Annotated in this window: 25 protein-coding genes; 16 read left to right on the top strand and 9 right to left on the bottom strand. The window is 59.5% G+C overall.

Features of this window, described 5'->3' with window-relative positions:
• Positions 1-2 precede the first annotated feature (2 nt).
• The 5 genes from QN370_RS06205 to ycaO all read right to left on the bottom strand — a co-directional run bounded on the left by QN370_RS06205 (position 3) and on the right by ycaO (position 3414).
• On the bottom strand, positions 3-413 hold the full coding sequence (locus QN370_RS06205) for a YeeE/YedE family protein (RefSeq protein ID WP_322129168.1): 411 nt from the start codon (positions 411-413) through the stop codon (positions 3-5).
• 13 nt (positions 414-426) lie between these two features.
• On the bottom strand, positions 427-858 hold the full coding sequence (locus tag QN370_RS06200; protein ID WP_322128124.1) for a YeeE/YedE family protein: 432 nt from the start codon (positions 856-858) through the stop codon (positions 427-429).
• Positions 855-1193, bottom strand: a complete 339-nt coding sequence (locus QN370_RS06195) for a metalloregulator ArsR/SmtB family transcription factor (RefSeq protein WP_323581690.1) — start codon at positions 1191-1193, stop codon at positions 855-857. The genes QN370_RS06200 and QN370_RS06195 overlap by 4 nt, the downstream gene beginning before the upstream one ends.
• Positions 1194-1362: 169 nt before the next feature.
• On the bottom strand, positions 1363-1620 hold the full coding sequence (locus QN370_RS06190) for a type II toxin-antitoxin system Phd/YefM family antitoxin (protein ID WP_322128122.1): 258 nt from the start codon (positions 1618-1620) through the stop codon (positions 1363-1365).
• Between the two features lie 72 nt (positions 1621-1692).
• A complete protein-coding gene (gene ycaO, locus QN370_RS06185; protein WP_322128121.1) occupies positions 1693-3414 on the bottom strand; it encodes a 30S ribosomal protein S12 methylthiotransferase accessory factor YcaO in 1722 nt (573 codons plus the stop codon).
• Positions 3415-3623: 209 nt separating this feature from the next.
• Between ycaO and QN370_RS06180 the strand changes: the two genes are divergently transcribed.
• The 8 genes from QN370_RS06180 (at position 3624) to QN370_RS06145 (ending at position 10801) form a co-directional block, all read left to right on the top strand.
• The gene (locus QN370_RS06180; RefSeq protein WP_322128120.1) at positions 3624-4289 is read left to right on the top strand and encodes a sigma-70 family RNA polymerase sigma factor; all 666 of its coding nucleotides are present in this window, start codon (positions 3624-3626) and stop codon (positions 4287-4289) included.
• 38 nt (positions 4290-4327) lie between these two features.
• Positions 4328-4555, top strand: coding sequence for a hypothetical protein (locus QN370_RS06175; RefSeq protein WP_322128119.1), 228 nt, complete (start codon positions 4328-4330; stop codon positions 4553-4555).
• Between the two features lie 79 nt (positions 4556-4634).
• Positions 4635-5387, top strand: coding sequence for a bacteriorhodopsin-like (locus QN370_RS06170; RefSeq protein ID WP_322128118.1), 753 nt, complete (start codon positions 4635-4637; stop codon positions 5385-5387).
• A gap of 67 nt (positions 5388-5454) precedes the next feature.
• Complete coding sequence (locus QN370_RS06165; RefSeq protein WP_322128117.1) at positions 5455-6330, top strand: polyprenyl synthetase family protein; 876 nt, start codon at positions 5455-5457, stop codon at positions 6328-6330.
• Positions 6327-7829: a phytoene desaturase family protein gene (gene crtI, locus QN370_RS06160; protein ID WP_322128116.1), complete on the top strand. Its 1503-nt coding sequence runs from the start codon at positions 6327-6329 to the stop codon at positions 7827-7829. The genes QN370_RS06165 and crtI overlap by 4 nt, the downstream gene beginning before the upstream one ends.
• Positions 7826-8770 (top strand): phytoene/squalene synthase family protein, encoded by a 945-nt coding sequence (locus QN370_RS06155; protein ID WP_322128115.1) that lies wholly within the window; start codon positions 7826-7828, stop codon positions 8768-8770. Before crtI ends, QN370_RS06155 begins: the two co-directional genes overlap by 4 nt.
• Entirely contained in the window at positions 8760-9935 is a 1176-nt protein-coding gene (locus QN370_RS06150) for a lycopene cyclase family protein (protein WP_322128114.1), read from the top strand. The genes QN370_RS06155 and QN370_RS06150 overlap by 11 nt, the downstream gene beginning before the upstream one ends.
• On the top strand, positions 9932-10801 hold the full coding sequence (locus QN370_RS06145) for a Brp/Blh family beta-carotene 15,15'-dioxygenase (RefSeq protein WP_322128113.1): 870 nt from the start codon (positions 9932-9934) through the stop codon (positions 10799-10801). Before QN370_RS06150 ends, QN370_RS06145 begins: the two co-directional genes overlap by 4 nt.
• On the opposite strand, the gene QN370_RS06140 is transcribed toward QN370_RS06145, so the two are convergent.
• From QN370_RS06140 to QN370_RS06130, 3 genes are all read right to left on the bottom strand, one after another.
• On the bottom strand, positions 10756-11544 hold the full coding sequence (locus QN370_RS06140; RefSeq protein ID WP_322128112.1) for a Crp/Fnr family transcriptional regulator: 789 nt from the start codon (positions 11542-11544) through the stop codon (positions 10756-10758). The genes QN370_RS06145 and QN370_RS06140 overlap by 46 nt on opposite strands.
• Before the next feature lie 204 nt (positions 11545-11748).
• The gene (locus QN370_RS06135) at positions 11749-12876 is read right to left on the bottom strand and encodes an outer membrane beta-barrel protein (RefSeq protein ID WP_322128111.1); all 1128 of its coding nucleotides are present in this window, start codon (positions 12874-12876) and stop codon (positions 11749-11751) included.
• A gap of 79 nt (positions 12877-12955) precedes the next feature.
• On the bottom strand, positions 12956-14620 hold the full coding sequence (locus QN370_RS06130) for an ice-binding family protein (RefSeq protein ID WP_322128110.1): 1665 nt from the start codon (positions 14618-14620) through the stop codon (positions 12956-12958).
• Positions 14621-14912: 292 nt separating this feature from the next.
• On the opposite strand from QN370_RS06130, the gene QN370_RS06125 reads away from it, so the two are divergent.
• The 3 genes from QN370_RS06125 to QN370_RS06115 all read left to right on the top strand — a co-directional run bounded on the left by QN370_RS06125 (position 14913) and on the right by QN370_RS06115 (position 17384).
• Complete coding sequence (locus tag QN370_RS06125) at positions 14913-15179, top strand: hypothetical protein (RefSeq protein WP_322128109.1); 267 nt, start codon at positions 14913-14915, stop codon at positions 15177-15179.
• A gap of 39 nt (positions 15180-15218) precedes the next feature.
• Positions 15219-15689, top strand: a complete 471-nt coding sequence (locus QN370_RS06120; RefSeq protein ID WP_322129167.1) for an MgtC/SapB family protein — start codon at positions 15219-15221, stop codon at positions 15687-15689.
• A gap of 549 nt (positions 15690-16238) precedes the next feature.
• On the top strand, positions 16239-17384 hold the full coding sequence (locus QN370_RS06115; RefSeq protein WP_323581689.1) for an IS481 family transposase: 1146 nt from the start codon (positions 16239-16241) through the stop codon (positions 17382-17384).
• A gap of 482 nt (positions 17385-17866) precedes the next feature.
• Here the strand turns inward: QN370_RS06115 and QN370_RS06110 are convergent, their stop codons facing one another.
• Positions 17867-19216 carry an MFS transporter gene (locus QN370_RS06110; protein WP_322128108.1) on the bottom strand — a complete coding sequence of 450 codons (1350 nt, stop codon included), beginning with the start codon at positions 19214-19216 and terminating at the stop codon, positions 17867-17869.
• A gap of 117 nt (positions 19217-19333) precedes the next feature.
• Here QN370_RS06110 and cyoA point away from each other — a divergent pair, with 117 nt between their 5' ends.
• From cyoA to QN370_RS06085, 5 genes are all read left to right on the top strand, one after another.
• Entirely contained in the window at positions 19334-20269 is a 936-nt protein-coding gene (gene cyoA, locus QN370_RS06105) for a ubiquinol oxidase subunit II (protein ID WP_322128107.1), read from the top strand.
• 125 nt (positions 20270-20394) lie between these two features.
• Positions 20395-22398 carry a cytochrome o ubiquinol oxidase subunit I gene (cyoB, locus tag QN370_RS06100; protein ID WP_322128106.1) on the top strand — a complete coding sequence of 668 codons (2004 nt, stop codon included), beginning with the start codon at positions 20395-20397 and terminating at the stop codon, positions 22396-22398.
• Positions 22399-22402: 4 nt separating this feature from the next.
• Positions 22403-23011: a cytochrome o ubiquinol oxidase subunit III gene (cyoC, locus tag QN370_RS06095; RefSeq protein WP_416172155.1), complete on the top strand. Its 609-nt coding sequence runs from the start codon at positions 22403-22405 to the stop codon at positions 23009-23011.
• Positions 23008-23541: a cytochrome o ubiquinol oxidase subunit IV gene (cyoD, locus tag QN370_RS06090; protein WP_416172154.1), complete on the top strand. Its 534-nt coding sequence runs from the start codon at positions 23008-23010 to the stop codon at positions 23539-23541. Before cyoC ends, cyoD begins: the two co-directional genes overlap by 4 nt.
• A 49-nt stretch (positions 23542-23590) precedes the next feature.
• Complete coding sequence (locus QN370_RS06085; RefSeq protein ID WP_322128104.1) at positions 23591-24430, top strand: SURF1 family protein; 840 nt, start codon at positions 23591-23593, stop codon at positions 24428-24430.
• Positions 24431-24432: the final 2 nt, after the last annotated feature.

Raw genomic sequence — 24432 nt, 5'->3', positions numbered from 1 at the left:
AATCAACGCTTGTCGATCATCGCAAACAAGGCCATCCCGGCCAGCATGGCCGCCACAAACAACACTGCCTGAAAGCCGCCACTGGCCAGCGATGCCAGCGCCGGGCCGGGGCAATATCCGGCCAATCCCCAACCGACGCCAAACGTGATGCCACCCAATACCAGCCGGCGATCAAGTTGGCGTGCGGTCGGGATGTGCATCGCGTCGCCGAGGAACGCTTTGGTGCGACGTGCGCTGAAGCGGAAGGTGATCAATCCGACCGCGACCGCGCCGCCCATGACCAGTCCGAGCGACGGGTCCCAGTTGCCGGCGAGGTCGAGAAAGCCGATCACTTTCGTCGGGTCGGTCATGCCTGACAAGATCAGGCCGAGGCCAAACACCAGACCACACAGCAATGCCGATAGCAGTTTCATCATCGTCCGCTCCTCAGGCCAGCACGTGGCGAACCACATAGACACAGGCGAAACCGGCCAGCATGAAGGCCGCCGTTGCCACCATCGAACGCGGCGACAGCCGCGACAGTCCGCAAACACCATGACCGCTGGTGCATCCCGAGCCGTAGCGGGTACCGAGTCCGACCAGCAGGCCCGCGACGATCAGCGTGGCGGTCCCGGCTTCGATGCGCACTACCGGCAAGGCCGCGAACAGTCCCCACGCCAGCGGTGCGACGACCAGCCCCAGCACGAATGCCACGCGCCATCCGGCATCGCCGCGCACCGGTCGCATCAGGCCACCGAGGATGCCGCTGATACCGGCAATGCGACCATTCAAAAACAGCAGCAACGCGGCGGCGATGCCAATCAGCACACCGCCGGCCAGCGAGGACCAGGGGGTGAAATGCAACCAGTCGATGGTCATCGGGAGACTCCTTTTTCAGGTGGACAAAATTGTTCGTAAAGAACGTGCATGACGGCCAGCGCCTGGGAGCTGGCGATACGGTAAAAAATTTGTTTGCCTTCACGCCGTGTGCTCACCAGTGCTTCGGCACGCAGGATGGTCAGCTGCTGCGACAGCGTCGGCTGGCGGATCCCGGTCAGGGTTTCGAGATCGCCAACGCAGTATTCGCCTTGGCCGATCTGGCACAGCAATAGCAAGCGGGTCGGATTAGAGAGTGCTTTAAGCAATACCGCCGCTTGGGTGGCGGCGGCTTGCAATTGTTCCAGCGGGATGGGGGAAGGCCGGGAGGGTGACATCGAAGGACGACGAAATTTAAAAACACATTATATGTATTTATATTTCGTTTGCAGGATTTATTATTTGAAGTGATTTCGTCGTGTCGTAGGATGCAATGCCCTTCGGTTATTGCACTCTACGCGACTGCACTAACAAGTATGTTTGCATCAAGCACCAGTGCATGCCGGCTCATCGTTTGTCGGCGGCCCGACTGGCCGCGAATTCGGTAGCGATCTCGTTTTCCGTGATCTCAAGTGCCGTCATCATGGCGGCCAGCGTGGCAGTTGCATCCTTGAGCATCGCTAATTCGGCCTGTTTTCTTCCGCTGCGCGCCGGGACAAAATAACCGATCGTTTCACCATGCCGGGTAATAGTGACCGGCGATGACGAATCCAGATAGGCCGGGAGCCTGGCCCGGAATTCTTTGACTCCGACTTTGGTTTCCATGATGGACTCTTTGCGTACGCAAGAGTACACATCATAGGCTGCCTTCAGTCGGCTCGGCAAGTCGACATTGCGCTACACCGCGTTGACAAACAACTTGTCATACGCCGCCAGCAGAGTCTGATGCATCGCGCTGCCCTCCATGTCCGCGCCCAGCGTGGGCAGTCCGAAGAAGCGCTCGCTGCGGTCGAGCAGGGCGACGGCCTGGCGCACCGTGTCGGCACCGTACAGCAGCACCAATGCCTTCTGGAAATTCGCGGTTTCGCCGAGTTGCATCAGGCTGTCGATGCAGCGATAAACCAGCCGACGGGCCGGGTTCATCTGCTTGTACTGGTCAATCCAGTCGCAGCCTTCGCGGATTGCTTCGTCGTCGCCGATGGCCAGTGCCAGCAAGGTTTTCAGTTCGCCGATGCGCAGTTCTTTCCAGGTCGTGCCGACCGGAATGGCGAGGCCGAGGATTTCCCACAGCGGCCGTTCATCGTTGAGGTTGGAGGTTTGCAGATAGTCGAGCAGTTCGCTGCATTCGTCCTCGTCGAGTGCATCAAGTCGCACCAGTGCCGGACGGATGTCGTTGCCGACGCTATTGTTTTCCCATTCGAGATCGTCGACCGGATAGATTTCGGACATGCCCGGTACCAGGATGCGGCAACTGTAGGCACCTTGCTCGCTGAAATCCGAGACGTAGATGTCCTTGTCTTCGGCATGCACGGCGTCGCACAGCCAGTTGTAGTCTTCTTCGGTGGTGGTGCTGAAGTTCCAGTCGGCAAAGGGAAAGTCCGGCGTCTGACCAAGGAAGTTCCAGCTGACCACGCCGCTCGAATCGACAAAATGGATTTCGAGATTGGCCACGGCGGTGATTTCATCCATGTCGAAGCCGGGTTCCGGAAAGCCTTCGAGCGAGGCCAGCGCGCGTCCTTGCAGCAGTTCGGTCAGGGCCCGTTCGAGCGCGATTTCAAAGCGCGGATGGGCACCGAAACTGGCGAACAAGCCCTGGTCGCCCGGATGCAGCAAGGTGACGCACATGACCGGATAACGCCCGCCCAGCGAGGCATCGCGCACGAGGATGCCGAAGCCGGCGTCGCGCAAACCCTTGATGCCGGCGGCGATGCCGGGATAACGGGCGATCACTTCTTCCGGTACTTCCGGCAGGCAGATGTCTTCGCTGATGATGCGGTACTTGATATGGCGCTCGAAGATTTCGGACAAGGCCTGGCTGCGCGCTTCCTTCATCGTGTTGCCCGCGGCCATGCCGTTGCTGACATACAGATTGCCGATCAGGTTGACCGGAATCCAGGTCTGCGCGCCATCACGCAAGCGCGTGTACGGCAGCGTGCAAATGCCGCGCGCGATGTTGCCCGAGTTCAGGTCGACCAGCACCTGGCTGTCGATTTCGCCATCGGGATTGTAGAAATCCTGCAGTTCGGCGTTGAGCATCTCGACCGGCCAGCGGCCATCGGCGGCGGGAGCAAACCAGCGTTCTTGCGGATAGTGGACGAATGGACGATTGGCACGGGTCGCGCCGAGATAAAAGTGGGTCCAGAAATAATGGGTGCCGAGGCGCTCGAAAAATTCGCCCAATGCACTCGCGCGTGCCGCCAGTTCCGTCGCGCCCTTGCCGTTTGAAAACAGCATCGGGCAGTCGTGATCTTTCATGTGGACCGACCAGATCGCCTCGACCGGATTGAGCAGCGAGGATTCGTCCAGATGGAATCCGCGCTCGGCCAGCTTGGCCTGCATCGTGCGGATCGTCGATTCGAGGGAGGCGTCTTTGCCGGGGATAAAGCTTTCTGTTTGCATGGCGGGCGATCGGTGGGTTGTGGGGCAGGGCGGGCGTTGCGACGAGCTTCAAGAGGCTGATATGCTACCGCAAACTCTGCGACCGCCCTCATGGTTTCGGCCTGCGGAAACAAAACGATTGGTTGCCTGCGAAGGTGCCACTAAGTTGGTACACTCGTTGCACTCAGCCGATAACTAAAAAAGTAGCACTACAGAGAAGCGGTGGTCCCATGTCAACTAACAGCATAGTGGTTCCGCCGTCGGTGTCGCGGCCACGGCCGGAACAATCCGATACCAGCAAGGCAGACGATATGCTCATACGTAGTTTTTGTGACGGTGAGTTGCGCTCCTTTGAAGTGCTTGTCATCAAATACCAGCGTCGCGTGGCCGCGTTAATCAATGCCTCTGTACATAACAACGCGGTGGCCGAAGAGATTACTCAAGAAACTTTTTTGCGCGCTTATCGCAGCCTGCCGGAGTTTCGTTTTGAAAGCGGATTTGCCACCTGGCTCTATACCATTGCACGCAATCTTGCCACCTCGTATCATCGCGACGGCCATGGCAAAGCCGATAACCGCCTCTCGCTCGACTGCATGGAAGAAACACTCGGCCTGGCGGCGACCGAACGCCTGCAAGGTACCGTCGACGGCCCCGAGGAGTTGCTGGCGGAGCAGCAACTGGCGGCCGGTATCCGGCGTTCGATCGATGGTTTGTCGGCCTCCATGAAGGATGCCTTGCTGCTGCGCGAGGAAGAGGGCCTGAGCTATGCGCAGATCGCCGAGTCGATGGACATGCCGCTCAACACCGTTCGCTCAAATATTTTTCGTGCACGTGCAACTATTGCCGATGCAATTCGTCCTTTGCTGGACAGGACCATTACCCAGAGATTTCTTTGACTTTCACATCACGTATCGACAGCCAGGTAATTGCATCAATGCTTCTCTACGACGAGATGAGTCAATCAGAGTTCGATGCCGCCCTCGCGGTCATCAAGGCCGATCCGGCCATGATGACCGCGCTGGCAGCATCCCAGTTTGTCAACGATGCGCTGCAAGGCCATCTCTGCCTCGACGACAATTTCACTGCAAGAATCATGCAGTACATTGCAGTGAGTGAGGTAGAGCGACTTGCACGTTCCGATGAGAAACCCGGCCCCGGGTAGCGGTGTCTGAAAACTCCGCGTGTCGCCTCCGGCGCGGCGCGGAACTGTCGGTAATAACATGATCTTCGGAGAATCGTTCATGGATGCAGTCACAATTGGTCAGTACGAATTGGTCTACAACGCCTTTTCATTTGCAATCGCTGTCATGGGAGCGGCAACAATATTTTTCTTTCTGGGTCGCTCGCAAGTTGCTTCGGCTTATCGCACCGCTCTTACCATCACCGGCCTGGTCACCTTGATCGCGGCTTACCACTACCTGCGTATTTTCAACTCGTGGGAAGCCGCGTTCGTCATCACCGGCGACCAGATCAAAGCCTCCGGTATCAAGTTCAATGATGCGTATCGCTACGTTGACTGGTTGCTCACCGTGCCACTGCTGCTGATCGAGTTAATCCTCGTGATGCGTTTGCCACGCGCGGAAACCATCGCCAAAAGCACCAAGCTCGGCTTGCTGGCTGCGCTGATGGTGGTGCTGGGTTATCCAGGCGAAATCTCGGCAGACGGCGGCACCCGCTGGATGTGGTGGGCCTTGGCCATGATCCCGTTCCTGATCATTGTCTTTGACCTGTTTGTCGGCTTGAAAAAATCGATCGATTCACAACCAGCCGCTGCCCGCGGTTTGATCAGCACCGCACGTTGGGTCACGGTCATTTCATGGTGTTTCTATCCGGTCGTGTTCGTATTCCCAATGATCGGTTTCACAGGTAGCAGCGCTGCCACCGCCGTACAAGTGGGTTACACCGTCTCCGACATCGTCGCCAAGGCCATGTTCGGCGTCCTGATCTACATGATCGCAGTACGCAAATCCGAAGCAGAAGGCCAGCACGCCTGATTAGTGTGATGCCAGACCATCGCAGCGTCGCTGCGATGGTCGTTCCTGTCTTCACCGGAGTACTGCAATGACTGCTTTATCCTTGCCCTCTTTTTCCTCTTTGATCCAGCAGTGCGAGAGCTTGTCTGCACTGGTGGAAACCCGTATGGCCGAACTGGTCAGGGTCAGCTTGCCGTCGACGCTGGTAGGTGCGCTGTCGCACCACCTCGATTCCGGCGGCCAGCGCGTGCGCGCGCGGCTGGCCCTGCACGCAGGTCGTGCATTGAATCTGTCCGACGACGATGCGGTGACGATTGCCGTGACCGTCGAACTGCTGCATAACGCCTCGCTGATCCATGACGATCTGCAGGACCGCGATCTGCAACGACGCGGTTGTGCAACGCTCTGGTCTGCCTTCGGCGAGAACGTCGCGATCTGCGCCGGTGACCTGCTGCTGTCGGCGGCCTATGGCAATTTGTGCCGCTTCAGCGATAGCAAGAAGCTGCCACAGTTGCTCGCACAAGTGCATGCCGCTACGGCCAGTGCGGTGCACGGCCAGTGTGCCGATCTGTCCGGCCAGGCCTGCGACATTGCCTTGTATGAAAAAATTGCCGCTGCCAAGTCCGGTGCCTTGCTGGCCCTGCCGCTTGAGCTGGTACTGATTGCTACCGGTCAGGAGAATTATCTGGCGGTGGCGCGTCAGGCCGCCGATGCCTTTGCCGTGGGCTATCAAATCGTCGACGACATCGATGACATCGACAAGGACCGTGGGTCCGATGGCCAGCCGGACGGACTCAATGCCTGCCTGATACTGGCCGCCGGTCATGGCGGGTACGCGCACATGGTCGCGCGGCAATTGGCGCTGGCGCGCTTCGAGCAGGCGACCCAGTCTGCGTCGTGGTTGCCACACGGTGCCGGTGTGCTGCTCGCCAGTCTCGCGCAGAGACTGTCGGCGCAGCTATGACAGCGACCAATCACACCGCCCGCGCGGCGCAGCACGCCATCGTCATCGGTGCCGGCTACGGCGGCATCGCTTCGGCGTTGCGCCTGCGTGCCAAAGGGTATGAAGTGACCTTGCTGGATCGCTGCGCGGCACTGGGCGGCCGGGCGCAAGTATTCCGGCGCAATGGCTACACCCATGATGCCGGTCCGACCGTCATCACCGCGCCGTTCCTGTTCGAGGAATTATTCGCGCTGTTTGGCGAGCAGCTGGCTGACCATCTGACGCTGGTGCCGCTGACGCCGTGGTATCGCTTCCGGTTTGCCGATGGCGACACGTTCGATTACGGCGGTACGCTGGAGCAGACGCTGGCTGAAATCCGCCGCATCGCACCGCGCGACGAGGCCGGTTATCTGGCCCTGCTGGCGCACTCGAAACGGATTTACGATGTCGCCTTCACGGAACTGTCGGCGCTGCCGTTCGACCGCTTCCTGACGATGGTGCGGCAAATTCCGCGACTCATCGGCTTGCGCAGCTACCAGACAGTATGGGGCCTGGTCTCGACCTACCTGTCGCATCCGAAACTGCGCCAGGCCTTCTCGATCCAGCCGTTGCTGGTCGGTGGCAATCCGTTCGACACCACCAGCATTTACGGCCTGATCCATTTTCTTGAGCGCGCGCATGGCGTGCACTTTGCAATGGGTGGCACCGGTGCGATCACGCAGGCGCTGGGCGCGCTGATGACGCGTCATGGCATCAAGATCCGGTTGCAGACGACGGTTGCGTCCATCCGTATCGAACAGCAGGTGGCGACCGGCGTGCGGCTTGACGATGGCACCGAACTGGCCGCCGATCTGGTGGTGTCGAATGCCGACGCCGCGCATCTGTATGGCGTAATGGTCAAGCCGGCTGAACAGGCCAAGGCCACCCGCCTGAAGCTGAAGGCGGCGCATTATTCGATGGGCTTGTTCGTGCTGTATTTCGGCACCACGCGCACCTATCCGGATGTCGCGCATCACACGATCACGATGGGCGAGCGCTACGAAGCGCTGCTCAAGGATATTTTTGATCGCAAGATCCTGACCGACGATTTCTCGTTGTACCTGCACCGGCCGACCGCCACCGATCCGAGCTTTGCGCCGCCCGGATGCGACAGTTTTTACGTGCTGTGTCCGGTCCCCAACCTGCAAGGCAACGTCAACTGGGACATCGAAGGACCGCGGCTGCGCGAACGCATTATCGCCAACCTCGAAGCGACCTTGCTGCCCGGTTTATCGAACTGCATGACTGCCGATTTTTACATGACACCGGCTGATTTCCGGCATGACTATCTGAGCACGCACGGCGCGGGCTTTTCGATTGCGCCACTGTTCCGGCAATCGGCGTGGTTCCGTTTTCATAATCGTGCCGAGGGGATCGCCCGGCTCTATCTGACGGGTGCCGGAACCCATCCCGGAGCGGGTTTGCCCGGCGTGCTGTGTTCGGCCAAAGTGGTCGATGCGTTGATTCCGGCGCTGCAATGAGTACCGCCACCGCCAACGTCGCTGCCCGCGTTGCACTCGACGAGGCGGATGCAGTGCTGGTGCAAAAAGGCCGCAGTTTTCATTGGGCCCGTCGCTTGCTCGGTGCCGGGCATGCGGCGCGCGCGACCCGCCTGTACGGTTTTTGCCGGCGCATCGACGACATCGCCGATGAGTCGGGTTCGCCGGTGGTGGCCCGGGCCGCGCTGGCAATGATCAGTGTCGCGATTGCCCGTGGCGAACCCCTTGACGACGAACCGGTCGTCGCCGACATGCTTGCCCTGATGACCGAATGCCGCATCGCGCCGGAGATCGTGCTGGAACTGTTGCATGGCATGGATGGCGATCTGGACCCGGTGTGCTTCGCCGACGAAGCCGAACTGCTGCGCTACTGTTACCGCGTCGCCGGCACTGTCGGTCTGATGATGTGCAAGGTGCTCGATGTCGATGATCCGCAAGCACTGCACCACGCGATTGATCTTGGCATCGGCATGCAGCTGACCAATATCTGCCGCGATGTGTGCGAGGACGCCCGCATCGGCCGGCGTTATCTGCCGGCGACGCTGGTCGGGGAGCTGGCACCCGCGTTGCTGGTCGATCCTGCTCTGGCACTGCAACCGGTCGTGCGCAGATCGGTCGCTGCCTTGCTGGCGCTTGCCGATCAGTATTACCGCAGCGGCGAACGGGGACTGGCGTACTTGCCGCTGCGGGCGCGGGCCGGCATGCTGGTGGCAGGGCGGGTCTACCGTGCGATTGGCACGCAGTTGCGCCAGATTGATCATGCCTGCTGGCAGGGCAGGGCGATGGTTCCGACGCGCACCAAGGCGGGCCTGACGATACTGGCTCTTCTAAAACTGGCCAGTCATCCCGATTACTTGCATCCCTCAGTACGGCATGACCAGTCGCTGCACCGGTTGCTGCACGGATTGCCTTATGTCGACTGACGCCGCACTGTTGATCCTCGGCGGCGGTTGCGCGGGCCTGAGTCTGGCGATGCAACTGGCGGCGCTGGGTCGCGACTGTCCGCGCACGGTCATCATCGAGCCGCGCACGGCCTACACCAATGACCGTACCTGGTGCTTCTGGGGTAATGCCGATGCGCCACTGGCTGACCTGAGTTGCCATCAGTGGTCAACGATGATGGTGCGGGCGGGGCGACGGATTGCCTTTGTCGACTGCGCTGCCACGCCGTACCGGATGATTGCAGCGGCAGATTTTTATGCGGCGGCGCTGCGCGCCATTGCCGGTAATGCGCGCATCACGATCGCTGCCGGCGAGCGCGTGACCGCCGCACCGGTCAGGCAGGATGGCCGCTGGCAGGTCAGCACCAGCGCTGCCAATTACACGGCCGCCACGGTGGTCGACACCCGTCCGGGTGCATTGCCTGAGCTGGGTGGCGCGACGCTCTGGCAATCGTTTTCCGGTGTTGAAATTGATTGCGACGGCGCGGTATTCGATCCGGCTTGCGTGGACCTGATGGACTTTTCGCTGGCAGATCCTGAGCGCATCACGTTCACTTACGTGTTGCCGTTATCGGCGCAGCGCGCACTGATCGAAGTCACGGTCTTCGATGCGAGGCCGCTGACAGTGGCCGATCTTGCCGCTCCGCTCGCGCTGGCTGTTGCCGCGCGGGTGCGTGGTCTGCCTTATCAACAGCACCGTTCCGAACACGGGGTGCTGCCGATGGGGAGTGTGCCCACGGGGGCGCCGGTTGATCCGACCTATGTGCGGGCCGGTCTCGGTCACGGTGGTGCCCGGCCCAGTTCCGGCTATGCGTTTCAGCGCATTCAGCGCTGGGCCGGCCAGTGTGCTGCCCGTATTGCTGCCGGTCTGCCGCTGCAGGGACACGTCGCCGATCCGTTTTTGCTGCAGGCCATGGACCAGTTATTTTTGTCGGTGCTGCACACGCAACCGGCCCGCGCACCGGCGCTGTTCGTGGCGCTGTTCGGCCAGCCTGATGGCGCGCGCGTGCTGCGCTTTCTCAGTGACGAAGGTTCGCTGACCGATTATCTTGCGCTGATCGCGGCGCTGCCGGCACGCCCTTTCTTGCGGCAAATTCCGGCCACGCTGCAACGCGTAGTGCGTCAGCGCCGCGCCGCACTCGCATGACGGCGCTGCGCTGGCAGGGCTTGTTCTTCAGCGCTATTGCGTTGCTGGTGGCGCTTGCCAGCCTGCCGGTCGGTGCCACCGTCGGGTCGGCGATGTTGCTGTTGCTGGTCGGTCTGATTGTCGTGCTGGGCGTTCCGCACGGGGCGTTCGACCCGCTGTTTGCGCAGCGCCTGCATGCGCTGGCGGGACTGCGCGACTGGAGCCTGTTCACGCTGGCCTACTTGCTACCGGCATTGCTGGTGCTGCTGCTCTGGCAGCGTGCACCGGGCTATTTTCTGGGCGGCTTTCTGCTGATCTCGCTGGCGCATTTTTCAGGTGATCCGGAAGCTGGCAGCGGCGTATTTTTTCGGGTGCTGTACGGCGGGCTGATGATCGTGCTGCCGGCTTGTCTGCATGTCGATGAGGTGGCACGGCTGTTCGGAATGCTGGCCGATCCGGCGGATGCAGCGACGCTGGCCGGTTGGTTGCATCTGGCTTCGTGGCCGTGGTTGGTGGCGACTTTTTTTGTCGTGCTGTGGACGGCACGTCAGCGCTGGCAGGCGGCGCTGGAAATGCTGGCCGTTGCCGTGCTGGCGATCGCTGCATCGCCGCTGGTGGCGTTCACGGTGTTTTTTTGCGGCATGCATGGTGCCCGGCATTTTTTGCGGTCGCTGGCATATGCCGGTCCGGGAGCAGCGCGCAGTGGCTTGCGCTATGCGGTACTGCCGATGGTAGCGGTGGCGCTACTGCTGGCTGGAGCGCTCTGGATCTGGCGCGATGTGGCGCTGGAGGAGCGGCTGGTGCGGCTGATTTTTATCGGTCTCGCCGCGCTGACCGTGCCTCACATGGCGCTCATCGAGCGGGTGCGGTTCGGTAGTCGCTGGTAGCGCAGCAGGGAAAGCGGTGAGGCTGATCGAGAGGGACGGGCTGGTAGCAAACGCGAGAATTCCTGCTTCACTACTGCATAACATTCGCAGGACTGCGATTCCAGCCCGTCCCGGTCGAGGACGGTGATGTGACCACGACGATTGCGGATCAAGCCGAGTTCCTGCAACTTGCCGGCTGCTTCGGTGACGCCCTCGCGGCGCACGCCCAGCATCGTCGCGATGAGTTCCTGGGTCATTTTCAGTTCATGGGTGTCGAGGCGGTCCATCGTGAGCAGCAGCCAGCGGCATAACTGTTGTTCGACGGTGTGATGGCGGTTGCAGACGGCGGTTTGCGCCATCTGTGTCAGCAGCGCCTGCGTATAGCGCAGCATCAGATGCATTACCGATTGCGAACGCTTGAATTCATCGAGCAAGGTGCGGGCTGCGATACGGTAGCCGTATCCGCCGGTTTGCACCATCGTCCGACTCGGCGTGGTCAGACCGCCCATGAACAGCGACACGCCGAGTACGCCTTCGTTGCCGACACCGGCGATTTCGGACGAGTTGCCGTTTTGTAGCTGGTAGTGCAGCGACAGGATGGCGCTGGTCGGAAAATAGACATGATGCAGCTTGCAGCCCGACTCCGACAGGACCTCGCCGAGCAGCAGAGGAACCAGTTCGAGATGCGGTAACAGGCGGGCGAATTCGGCCTGCGGCAAGGCTGCCAGTAAATGGTTCTGCCTGGGATTGTGCTGTGAATCCATGGTGTGATGGTCCTCGTCGATGACGATTGATGCGCAGGATAGCGACGTCGTTGCAGCGAAATTGGACGATATCACCGGTATCAAACATTCATCTTGAAGATTACTTTTTGAAATTAATTATTTACTTTATTACAATATTTTTCGGGCATATCAAAAAAAACACCGGTGTAAAACCGGTGATCACAGCTCCAGAATGGCACTACATCAGCGTGTGCCGCTGACTTCCACCTCGACGCGACGGTCCGGTTGCAGGCAGGCGGTTAACGCCGGCGTGATGCGCGTGCCGACGCAGTCACCCGCTTTGGTGACCGGTTCGGCACCGTTGATGCCTTGGCTGCGGATACGCGCAGCCGGGATACCGGCGGCGTTCACCAGTTCGTCCCTGACGGCGTCGGCACGGCGACCTGACAGTGTCAGGTTGTAGGCATGGCTGCCGATGCGGTCGGTGTGGCCGGTGACGCTGATCTGGTCATAGTCGGTACCGGCCAGGTCGCTGGCGAACTTGCCCAGTGCCAGCTTGCCCGACGGCGTGATGTCGGCACGGTCAAACGCAAACAGCGAATCGGCCGAGAAGCTGACCTTGCGTGGTATGGGTGCGGGTGCCGATGGTGGTGGCACCATGACTGCCACTGGCGGTGGCAGGGGCGCGACCGGCTCGGTGACGCGCGGTGCCGGCGCGCTGGACTTGTCGCCGAAACGGTAGACCAGTCCGACCGACACCAGATCGACATCGCCACGGTTACCGATGGCATCGTTGATCCGGTAGCGCTCGGCTTCGACGCGCAGGTCCAGCGCATCGGTGACGGCATATTGCAGGCCGAGGCCGAACTTGATGTTGGTGTCGCGTTTCTGCGGTGCGGTATTGAGTACATTGACAGCGCCGCTGCCGCTGAAGCGGTCGCGGGCGTCGGCGTAGTTGATGCCGATCCGGCCAAATGCCGACAGTTTCTCGGTGAGCGGCAGGATGCCGACGGTGTCGAGGTTCAATCCCTTCAGGCGGATCGTGCCATCGAGGGAACCGGTTGGCACCGTCGTGGCCCGGTAGCCGAAGCGGCCGAGGTCGAAGTAACCGCCTTCGAGCGCGAAGTGGCGGTTGAACTGGTAGCCGCCAAAGACCTTGAAGCCAGTGGCGCTGTTGTCATTGACGATGGCGCTGGTGGCAAATCCGCTACCGAGCAGCCCGCTGGTGATGCGCTGGTCATCGATGCTGGTACGTGCGCGTCCGGCATTGAGTCCGCCGTACCAACCGCTTTCGCTTGCCAACGCCAATGGGCTGGCAAGGACTGCCAGTGCGACCAGTCCGGCATGACCCGCGACTTTGAATGAGTGCATGTGTTTCTCCTGCAGGAGTGTAGAAAGTCCGTGCGGCCAGCGGTCGCACGGACGTCATGGTGTTACGGACAGTGCCTTGTCACGGAGCCGGTACGTTGATCACGGTATTGACCAGCGTCACCGATGCACCCAGCGACAAGGCGCGGCCGTTGAGCGTCAGGATGTCGACATTGCCCGCAGTCGAGAAGGCCGCGCCGGCTTGCGAGACGATCGTGCCGACCATCGTGCCGCCTCCGGCAGCATTGATGGTGGCAGCACTGCCGACCTGCCAGAACACGTTCTTTGCCTGCGCACCGCCAACCAGAATGATGTTGCGCGGGAAAGCGGCACCCGGACCGCCGACGGTCAGCGAACTGGCCATCTGGAACACGAACACCGCATTCGGATTGCCCTGCGCATCGAGGGTCAGGTCGCTGCCCTGCAGCTTGAACGAACCTGATGCGGCGGTGTAGACGCCCGGTGCCAGGACCAGCCCGGACAGACTGCCGGCACCCGGATCGCTCCCGGCAGGCAAGGCGGCCAGGGCGTTGTACAAGGTCAGCGCGTCGGCACGGACCTTGGTGGCAATGGCGAATGTGGTGGCATTGCCTTCGGAAGGACAGGCCGCTGTCGGTGGCGGGGCGGCGGTATAGATCAGACCGTTGACGTAGCCGGCGTTGCTGCCGGTTTCGGTATAGGTGCAACCGGGGCCGGCATCATGCAGGCCGGTGACGGCGGTCGAGATGGCAGTGGTGCCGATGTCGCCATTGATCACGCTCAGGATACCCATGTTGGTCATGCCGGCAGAGCCGCCGAAGGTACCGAAGGTCACTGCGGCACCCAGCGGGAACTGGCTCGGTGCCAGTGAAGAAGCCTGACAGGTCGCGCTGGCTGTGCCGGCCGTGAAGCGCCAGGTGACATCGCTGGTCATCGTGTTGCCTGGTGATGCCAGGTCACGTACGCCGTTGCTGCCAGCCTTGAGTGTCGCCGTGTAAGTGGTGCCGGCAGTCAGTGCACTGGCTGGCGTGAACGTCGCGATGGTGCCGGTGGCCTCATCGAGCGTGACCGACGAGGCGCTCACCGCAGACGGGCCGGTCAGCGTGAAGGTGCTGGTATTGATGCTGGACGGATCCATTTCCAGTCCCGAAGGTACCGTGAAACGGGCAGTGATCGCCGTCGCCGGACACACGGCGCTGGCATTGGCCAGCGGACTGGTTGAGTTGACCACCGGATTGCCGGCGGGTGCTGCGGCGGCGGCGGTGAAACTCCAGGCGTAATTGCTCGCTGCCGGCAACGCCCCCTGATTGCCGGCCAGCGCGTTGCCACTCAGGTCGGTGGCGGCGGTGGTGACAACGGCGGTGTACGTGGTGCCGTTGATCAGTGGTGTCACCGGCGAGAATACTGCGGTACGACTGTCGGCGGCATAGCTGACCGTACCTTGCGGTGCGACGCACGGTGCCGCGCACGACAGCGTGAAACTGCCGGTATTGAGAGAACTGGCCTTCATGGCCTTGCTGAAGGTCGCGCTGAGCGCGGTGTTATTTGCCACGCCGATGGCCGGCCCTGGAATGACGGTTGCAGGAACGGTGCGCGTGATGCGCGGACGCGTCGCATCGGTCTGCACGGCTACCGCCACGTCAGGAACGCCGAGAATGGGATCGCGGCTGCTGCCACCGCAACCGGCGAGCACGGTAGCGGCGAGCAGTACCAGGCCAGTCAGACGCACGGGCAACTGTCCGGCGCGGACAGTGTGATTGTTTTTCATTTGTTTTCCTCGTGACGGGAATGGACAGCGTCATTGCCTGAGCGGTTGTCGGCATGCACGTATCGTCCCCGTCGGGAGTATCCCGCGTCGGAAAAAATGGATCCGTTCGGTACCGAACACAGATCAAATTAGTTGACGATCTGAATTCAAATAGTTTCAGCTTGGCAGCGCTGATCGGGTGCGTCACGTGCCAATCCTGTCGCTGGCAGTGCGCCACCCCGCATTAAATTGCCATACGCGCCATCGCCTCAACCGCTACTATGGCGACCTTCAATCAAAAAGAGCATGCATCATGAAAAAAACAGGAATGGCCAAGACCGATGCCAAGAAGCTGATGGGCAAGACTGCCGCCCCCGGCCTGAGCGGATTCGAGAACGTCGAAGTGGCGACGGTTGACCGGCGTGAACAGCGCAAGCGCGATCAGGCACTGGGGTTGGTGCCGTTTGCCGTCAAGCTCAATAGTGATCTGGTGCTGCAATTGCAGGCACTGGCCAAAGAGCGCGGGGTGGATCTGAACGTGCTGGTGGCGGATGTGCTGGCCAAGGGTCTTGCTGGTTGATTCCCGGCGTGGCCGCGCGAGCAGGAGGCAAGCATGACAATGGCGTCGATGTGGTCTGAAATCCTGCTGACCGTGCGGCAGGAGTTTTCGGACGTATCCGATGCCACCGAAGTAACACGCATCTGCGTGCGTCTGATGGTGGCGATCGCGCTGGGTGGCGTGCTCGGCTACGAGCGCGAATCAGCGGGGTCGCCCGCCGGGTTTCGTACCCACATGCTGGTGGCGCTTGGCGCGGCCTTGTTCGTGCTGGTGCCGCTGCAGGCCGGAACGTCGCAAGGGGATATGTCGCGGGTCTTGCAGGGCGTCATTGCCGGCATCGGGTTTCTCGGTGCTGGTGCCATCATCAAGCACGACGATAGCAATGCCATTCGCGGACTGACAACCGCTGCCAGCATCTGGCTGACCGCTGCCGTCGGTATCGCCGCTGGCGTGGGACGTGAGTCGACGGCGGTGATTGGTACGGTGTTTGCGCTGTTCATCTTGCTTGTGCTGAGGCTGGCAAAAAAGTAGACCGGGCCTGGGTTTGCATCGCTGAGGTCGGTGATTGTTGAGGGCGCTTCGGTGCGGGAGTGGTGTAATAACCGAAGGGCATTGCACTGAATGCTCTGACTGCGGTAGCTGATACGGTATGTGCTCCGTCTTGACCAAGCCGGGGGCGACTACGGTTTGCTTTTTCCTGCGGTCGCAAACCCCCATCTGTAGCAACCAGGGTCAGAGTTTTTTTTCGCAGGGGTATCGCGAAAATTACTCTGACCCTGCTTGCGGATTCGGAGCGCTTACGATCCAATTTCCGTGCTGGGGTTGCTGATTCTTTTTCTGCTCCGTCATGACCTAGCGTGCCACTCGCGTAGGGTGCAATAACCGAAGGGCATTGCACCGAATGCACTGTCTGCGGTTGCTGATTCTGTCTTTGCTCCGCCACAACCAAGCCGGGGGCGGCCCGGCAGCCGGTCACTTCTTTTTGCTTCGCTGTATGGACCGGGGACATAGGTAACAGGTGTACCAGGACATGGGTAACACTTTGGGTTGTGTGCAATCTAATCCAAAGGACCCTCAACCATGACCTGGAAGACAACAAATACCATGACGCTGCGACAAGAATTTATTTACCTGGCCACGCAAGAAGGCGCTAATAAACGGGAGCTGTGCCGCCGCTTCGACATCAGCCCGAAGACCGCTTACAAGTGGCTACAACGCTTTGAACAGGAGGGCCTGCGCGGCTTGGAAGATCGCTCCCGACGACCGCTGACAATACCGTGCCGCACTCTCGCCAGCGTCGAAGAATTCGTGCTGGCGTTACGCCAGACGCATCCGACCTGGGGTAGCAGGAAGCTCCAGCGGCGACTAGCCGACATGGGCCATGTGGATGTGCCGGCCGCCAGTACCATCACCCGGATACTGCGACATCACGACTTCATCGATGAAGCGCAGAGCCAGCAGAGTCGAGCTTGGAAGCGCTTCGAGCATGCCCAGCCCAACCGGCTCTGGCAGATTGATTTCAAGGGTAATTTCCCAACGCTCGCAGGCATGTGTTATCCGCTGACGATGCTTGACGACCACTCCCGGTTCAACCTGATTCTGGAAGCCTGCGCGCAGCCAAACCTCGCAACAGTGCAGCAGCACTTGATTCGCGCGTTCCGGCGTTATGGCTTACCGGTCCAGATTAATGCCGACAATGGACCGCCGTGGGGCAGTCCGCGCGCCCACGAGCACGGCATTACACCCTTGACTATCTGGCTCATTCGCCAAGGTATTTGGGTCAGTCACAGCCGTCCGGCGCACCCTCAGACCAACGGCAAGGAAGAGCGGTTTCACCGCACGCTCAAGGCTGATGTGCTGCAGGGTCGGCACTTCACGGACCTCGCAGAGGTGCAATCGACATTCGATTCCTGGCGCACGGTCTACAACACGGAACGTCCTCACCAAGGCATTGAGATGGCTACGCCAGTGACCCGATACCAGCCTAGTATATTGAAATACTCAGAAGTATTAGCGCCGATCGAGTATGCCGAGAACGACCTGATTCTCAAGGTGGGATGGCACGGTGCGGTCAAGCATGGCAAGTACCAATTCAAGGTGCCCAATGCGCTAAAAGGGTATGCGATTGCGCTGCGACCAGTCAGTGATGAAGACGGGTTTTACCACGCTTATTTTTGCCATCAACGCTTCATGAAAATCGATTTGCGGGAAAAAACCGACGCATAATGTGTTACCCATGTCCTGGTACATGTGTTACCCATGTCCCCGGTCCATACACTTCGCCAAAAAGAAGTAACCAAGAAAAAGGCGACCGCGAAGCGGCTGCCCTTCGGGTTCCCAAAAACGGTAGTCAGTCAAGGGGAGGGTCGCAAACTCGCTTCGCTCAGACATGCGCCCCTCTGATCCCTTGCCTGACTACCGTTTTTGGCAGCTGCTTCAATGCGGAACAGGTCAACGTCAACTGCCACGTCAAAATCAAAATCAACTTCAACTTCAACTTCAACTTCAACTTCAACTGCAACTGCAACTTCAAAACCTCAATCGATGGATGTCAATCTAGTTGTCGCCAAAGTAGTTTGTCAGGCAGCTTCTTTCTACGAGCTGGTCCGCTCCAGCGTTCCGGATGACGGTTCCTTGCGGCGGCATGGCGTGCGTCCCTTTGGCTGAGCAGTACAACATCCGTTGGACATTGCACCGAATGCATCGAATCAGTTATGAATTTCCAGCGCGCGATTGATACGCAATGCCGCTAGTGTACAGAGCGCACCTGAAACCAGATACAAGCCGACGTAGGCCAGCCCGAAGTGCGATGCCAGTGCCAGCGCGACCAGTGGTGCAAAGCCGGCACCGACCAGCCATGACAAGTCCGAGGTCAGGGCGGCGCCGGTATAGCGATAACGTGACGCAAAGTTGGCCGTCACGGCACCGGCAGCCTGGCCATAGGACAGGCCGAGCAAGCTGAAACCGACCAGTATGAAAATATTTTCGCCCATCGCGCCGCCATTGATCAGCATCGGGACGAAGGCGCTCAGGATGGCGATCAGCACCGCGCAAGTACCCAGCGTGGTCCGGCGGCCGACACGGTCTGCGATCAGGCCCGAGACCACGACGCCGAGCGCCATCAGCGCTGCGCCCAGGATCTGGATTTCGAGGAACTCGTTGATCGGTCGGATCGAGTGCAGCGATATCCAGGACAGCGGAAACACGGTCACCAGATGAAACAGCGCATAGCTGGCCAGTGCGGCCAGCGCACCGATGACAATATTGCGTCCCTGCGAGCGGGACAGCTCGACGATGCCGGTCGGTTCGAGTTCGCGCTCGTCGAGCAGGTTGGCATATTCATTCGTCGAGACCAGTCGCAGCCGGGCGAACAGCGCCACGACGTTAATCGCGAAGGCCGCGTAGAACGGAAAGCGCCAGCCCCAGTCCATGAACTCCGCGCTGGTGAGGTTCGACAGCAGGTACGCGAACAATCCGCCGGCGACCATGAATCCGAGCGGCGCACCCAGTTGTCCTAGCATCGCGTACCAGCCGCGCCGCTCCGGCGGCGCATTGAGCGCCAGCAGCGATGGCAGGCCATCCCACGAACCGCCCACGGCAATGCCCTGGCCGATACGCAGCAGCGACAGCACCACGATCGACGCAGTGCCGAGGCTGGCATAACCGGGCAGGAAGGCGATTCCTGCGGTCGAGATACCGAGGATGAACAGGGCCAGCGTGAGCTTGACTTCGCGTCCGAAGCGACGCTGGATTTCCATGAACAGCACGGTGCCAAGCGGGCGCGCGACGAAGGCGAACGAAAAAATCATAAAGGCGTACAGTGCACCGTCTAGTGGCGATGCAAACGGAAAAAATACGGACGGGAAGACCAGTACCGAGGCCATTGCATAGACAAAAAAATCGAAGTATTCGGAGGCCCTGCCGATGATTACGCCAACGGCGATTTCGGCGGGGCGGATGACGCTGTGGTCATGGTTGGCATGATTCCGGTCTCTGACGCTGGAATGTGTTTGCGCTGGTGCGGCATTGCCGGTGTGGTGTCCCTGGTTGATTTGCATGGTCTTGTTGCCTTCGAGTCTCTAAATTCAGGGGGGGTGGACAAAACGTCCAATTGTGCGAAACGGACGTTGGATTTAAGTTAGCACATTCTGATATATCGAACTGGATTTTCTAGCATGATTGCCTTGAATTTACGCCGTCTCCTGCTGCTGTCAGCCACCCTCCCGCTTGCCGGATGCAACACGGTTCTGTTGAGTCCGTCCGGTTACATCGCCCAGCAGCAAGGTAATTTGCTCATCGTCTCGACGCTGCTGATGCTGCTGATTATCGTGCCGGTGATCGTGCTGATCATCCTGTTCGCCTGGCGCTACCGCAAGAGCAATACCGCTGCGATTTACGAACCGGACTGGGATCATTCAACCCGGCTCGAACTGATTATCTGGGGCGCGCCGCTGCTGATCATCATCGTGCTTGGCACGATCACGTGGATCAGCACTCACAAGCTTGATCCTTACCGGGCGCTGACGCATATCGACGCTGATCGCCCGATCGCCGCAGGCACCAAGCCGCTGATCGTCGAGGTCGTCGCACTCGACTGGAAGTGGTTGTTCATTTACCCGGAACTGGGCATCGCCAGCCTCAACGAACTTGCTGCCCCGGTTGACGTACCGATCCGTTTCAAGATCACCGCGTCGACCGTGATGAATTCGTTTTACATTCCGGCACTGGCCGGCCAGATCTACGCCATGCCGGGGATGCAAACCAGTCTCAATGCAGTCATCAACAAGCAGGGCGTGTACGACGGCTTCTCGGCCAATTACAGCGGAGCCGGTTTTTCGGACATGCGCTTCAAGTTCCATGGCATGACAAAGGAAGGTTTCGATGGCTGGGTAAAACAAGTCCGTGACGAAGGCAAGACGCTTCGCCGGGCCAGCTACGTCGAGCTTGAAAAGCCTAGCGAGCGCGTGCCGGTACAGCGGTTCGGTGAAGTCGATGGCGATCTGTTCCATGCCATCGTTAATCGCTGCGTCGTCGCCGGCGAGCCCTGCATGGACGCGACAATGATGAAAGATGCCCATGCGGCGATGGGGCATGGCAATGCAAAAGAATAATTTCCAGTACCAGCAGCACCAACAACACCAGTATCAGCGGACAGTTTTGTCCGGGCATGTCGCTATGGTGCGACTGCCTCGTTGCTCGCCTGCCGGGCAGCTTCATTTTGTTTCAGGAAAAAACGATGTTCAATAATATGGATCTGACGAAGTTGATTTTCGGAAGGCTCACCTGGGAAGCGATTCCCCTGCATGAGCCCATCCTTCTGGCGACCTTCCTGATGGTAGGGATAGGCGGTGCAGCGGTGCTAGGCGCACTGACGTACTACAAACTCTGGGGCCCGCTCTGGCGCGACTGGATTACCAGCATTGACCACAAACGCATTGGCATCATGTACATCGTGTTCGCTCTGATCATGCTGTTGCGCGGATTTTCCGATGCGCTGATGATGCGTGCGCAGCAGGCGTTTGCATTCGGTGATTCCGGCGGCTTCCTGCCGGCCCATCACTACGATCAGATTTTCACCGCGCACGGCGTGATCATGATTTTCTTTGTCGCGATGCCGCTGGTCACCGGACTGATGAACTACGTCATTCCGCTGCAAATCGGCGCACGTGACGTGGCCTTCCCGTTCCTGAACAACTTCAGTTTCTGGATGACCGCATTTGGCGGCATGCTGGTGATGGCATCACTGTTCGTGGGTGAATTCGCCAGGACCGGCTGGTTGGCCTATCCACCGTTGTCCGGGATATTGTCCAGTCCGGATGTGGGGGTCGACTATTACATCTGGTCGCTACAGGTGGCGGGGGTAGGGACGCTACTATCGGGGATTAACCTGATCGCCACCATCGTCAAGATGCGCGCACCCGGCATGACGCTGATGAAAATGCCGATCTTTATCTGGACATCGCTGTGTACCAACATCCTGGTTGTCGCCGCTTTCCCGGTACTGGCTGCCGTACTCGGCATGCTGTCACTGGACCGCATGGTCGGCACCAATTTCTTTACCAACGACCTTGGTGGAAATTCGATGATGTACGTCAACCTGATCTGGATCTGGGGTCACCCGGAAGTCTACATTCTGGTCTTGCCGGCATTTGGCGTGTTCTCCGAAATTGTCGCCACCTTCTCGAGCAAGCGGATCTTCGGCTATACGTCGATGGTGTACGCGACACTGGTGATCACGATTCTTTCCTACATTGTGTGGCTGCATCACTTCTTCACGATGGGGTCGGGGGCCAGCGTCAATGCCTTCTTCGGTATCACGACGATGATCATTTCGATTCCGACCGGGGCCAAGATTTTCAACTGGCTGTTCACGATGTACCGCGGTCGTATCCGTTTTGAAGTACCGATGCTGTGGACGATTGGCTTCATGATTACCTTCGTCATCGGTGGCATGACCGGCGTGTTGCTGGCAGTACCAGCGGCCGACTTCGTGTTGCATAACAGCCTGTTCCTGATTGCGCACTTCCATAACGTGATCATCGGTGGCGTCGTGTTCGGCATGTTTGCCGGTATCAATTACTGGTTCCCGAAAGCCTTCGGTTACAAGCTGGATTCGTACTGGGGCAAGTGGTCGTTCTGGTTGTGGACAGTGGGCTTCTATTTCGCCTTCATGCCGCTGTATGTGCTTGGCCTGATGGGTGTGACACGTCGTCTGAACCATTTTGAAGATCCGTCGTTGCAGATCTGGTTCCAGATCGCCGCTGCTGGTGCAGTGCTGATCGCACTGGGTATCGCTGCCTTCATCATTCAGTTGATCGTCAGCTACATCCGTCGGAAAGAACTGGGCGATTTCACTGGCGATCCATGGGGTGGTCGTACGCTGGAGTGGTCGACTTCGTCGCCACCACCGTCGTACAACTTCGCCTTCACGCCACGGGTTCATGACACCGATGCCTGGGCTGACATGAAGCAAAATGGTTATGTCCGTCCGGTGACCGGTTTCCTGCCAATCCACATGCCAAAAAATACGGCAGCAGGTTTCCTGATTGCGCTGATGACTGCGGTGATTGGGTTTGCCCTGATCTGGCACATGTGGCTGGTCGCTGGCATGAGCTTCGGCATGATGATTGCCGGGATTATTGCCCACACGTTCAACTACAAGCGTGACTTTTACATCCCGGCTGAAGAAGTCACCCGGATTGAAGATAACCGTACAAGATTGCTGACCCAACATGCGTAATACAGTGACTTCTCCCTCCACCGACAGCACGCGGTATTACGTGCTGGAGCATCACCCGGAGAACGGCACGACGCTCGGTTTCTGGTTGTATCTGATGAGCGACTGCCTGGTATTTGCTGCACTGTTCGCAGTGTATGCAGTGCTCGGCAGGAACTATGCGGGCGGCCCGACCGGGGCCGAGCTGTTTAACCTGCCGCTGGTTGCCCTCAACACCGCGTTTTTGCTGGTGTCGTCGATCACGTACGGCTTTGCGATGCTGGAAATGCAGCGCAAGCGCGTGCGTAGCACACTGATCTGGCTGGGGATTACCGGCCTGATCGGGGCCTGCTTCATTGGCCTGGAAATGTATGAATTCATTCACCTTATCCAGGAAGGCGCTGGCCCGCAACGCAGCGGATTTCTGACTGCGTTCTTCACGCTGGTCGGTACCCACGGTTTGCACGTGACGTTCGGCATCATCTGGCTGGTGACATTGATGTTGCAGGTCGGCATGTATGGCCTGACAACAGAAAACAGCCGTCGCCTGATGTGCTTGTCGATGTTCTGGCATTTCCTTGACGTAGTGTGGATCGGCGTCTTTACCTTTGTTTATCTGATGGGAGTCCTGCCGTGAGTACGACACATAACCACGTGGCAGCCCCTGACAGCGGCCACAACGAGCATGATGAGAGTCATCACACGCATGCCGATCATGGCACCGCAAAAAGCTATCTGACCGGCTTCATCCTGGCCGTCATCCTGACCGCGATTCCGTTCTGGGTCGTGCTGGGTAAAGTCTTCGAGAGCTCGAGCACGACCGCTCTGGTCGTTCTTGGATTGGCGGCCGTGCAGATCGTCGTACACATGGTGTACTTCCTGCACATGAATACGAAGTCGGAAGGCGGCTGGTCGATACTCGCGCTGATCTTCACGACGATATTGGTCGTGATCATGCTCAGCGGTTCGATCTGGGTCATGTATCACCTCAATCACAACATGATGCCGGGGATGATGCCCGACACCACAGGCGATGCAACGACCGGGTCGATCAAGAGTGCACCAGCGATGCCAGCCATGGAGGGCATGAAGGGGATGGAAGGGATGAAGGGGATGGAAGGCATGGAGGGCATGAAGGATATGCCCGTCGCGCCAAAAGCACCGTGATGCAACGCATTGCAGTGCGGATGTCGATCATCAGACCGGCATCCTTGGCGTGAGCGCGGCGGCTGGTGTCTCCCGAATGCGCTCGAAGACCGGCAAGGTACTGTTGCTGACCGGAGCCGGCGTGATCTTTCTGACCTTGCTGGGACTGGGCGGCTGGCAGGTCGCGCGCTTGCAATGGAAGCTCGACCTGATCGCACGTGTCGATGCGCGGGTTAATGCCCCGGCCGTCGACGTGCCTGCAGCACCGGACTGGTCCGGTGTGACGGCCGAATCGGATGGTTATCGCCATGTGCAAGTTACCGGTCAATACTTGTATGGCCGTTCGGTGCGGGTACAGGCGGTGACCGAGCGCGGTAGTGGTTTCTGGTTACTCACACCGCTGCGGCGTGCCGCAGGCGATGTGGTGCTGGTCAACCGCGGCTATGTGCCTGCCCGTACTGGCGACTGGTTGCCGGGAGCGGGACGTCCTGTCGCCGATGCCGTCGATCGCGCCGGTGCGATAACGACTGTCACTGGACTGCTGCGCATCACTGAAAAAGGCGGAGCATTCCTGCGTCGCAATGATCCTGCCAACAATCGGTGGTATTCACGGGATGTTGGCGCGATTGCCGCTGCCGGCAATATCGTCAGCGCGGTCGGTCCGGTTGCACCGTATTTCGTCGATGCCGACGCAGCCAGCGCCGGTGGTCGATCCGATGATCCGTCCGGCGATCAGCCCGTCGGCGGATTGACGGTGATTGCCTTCCACAACAGCCACCTGGTGTATGCCATTACGTGGTTTATTCTGGCGTTCATGCTTGGCGGTGCCGTAGCCTGGAATCTGCGTGAGGAGCGACGTTTGCTGCGCGCGGGCAAGTTTCCGGACAATGACCTAGACTCAACGACATGAAC

This window comes from Actimicrobium sp. CCI2.3 (genome assembly GCF_035019065.1).
Lineage (GTDB): Bacteria > Pseudomonadota > Gammaproteobacteria > Burkholderiales > Burkholderiaceae_D > Actimicrobium.
This window is presented reverse-complemented; position numbering and strand designations above follow the sequence as displayed.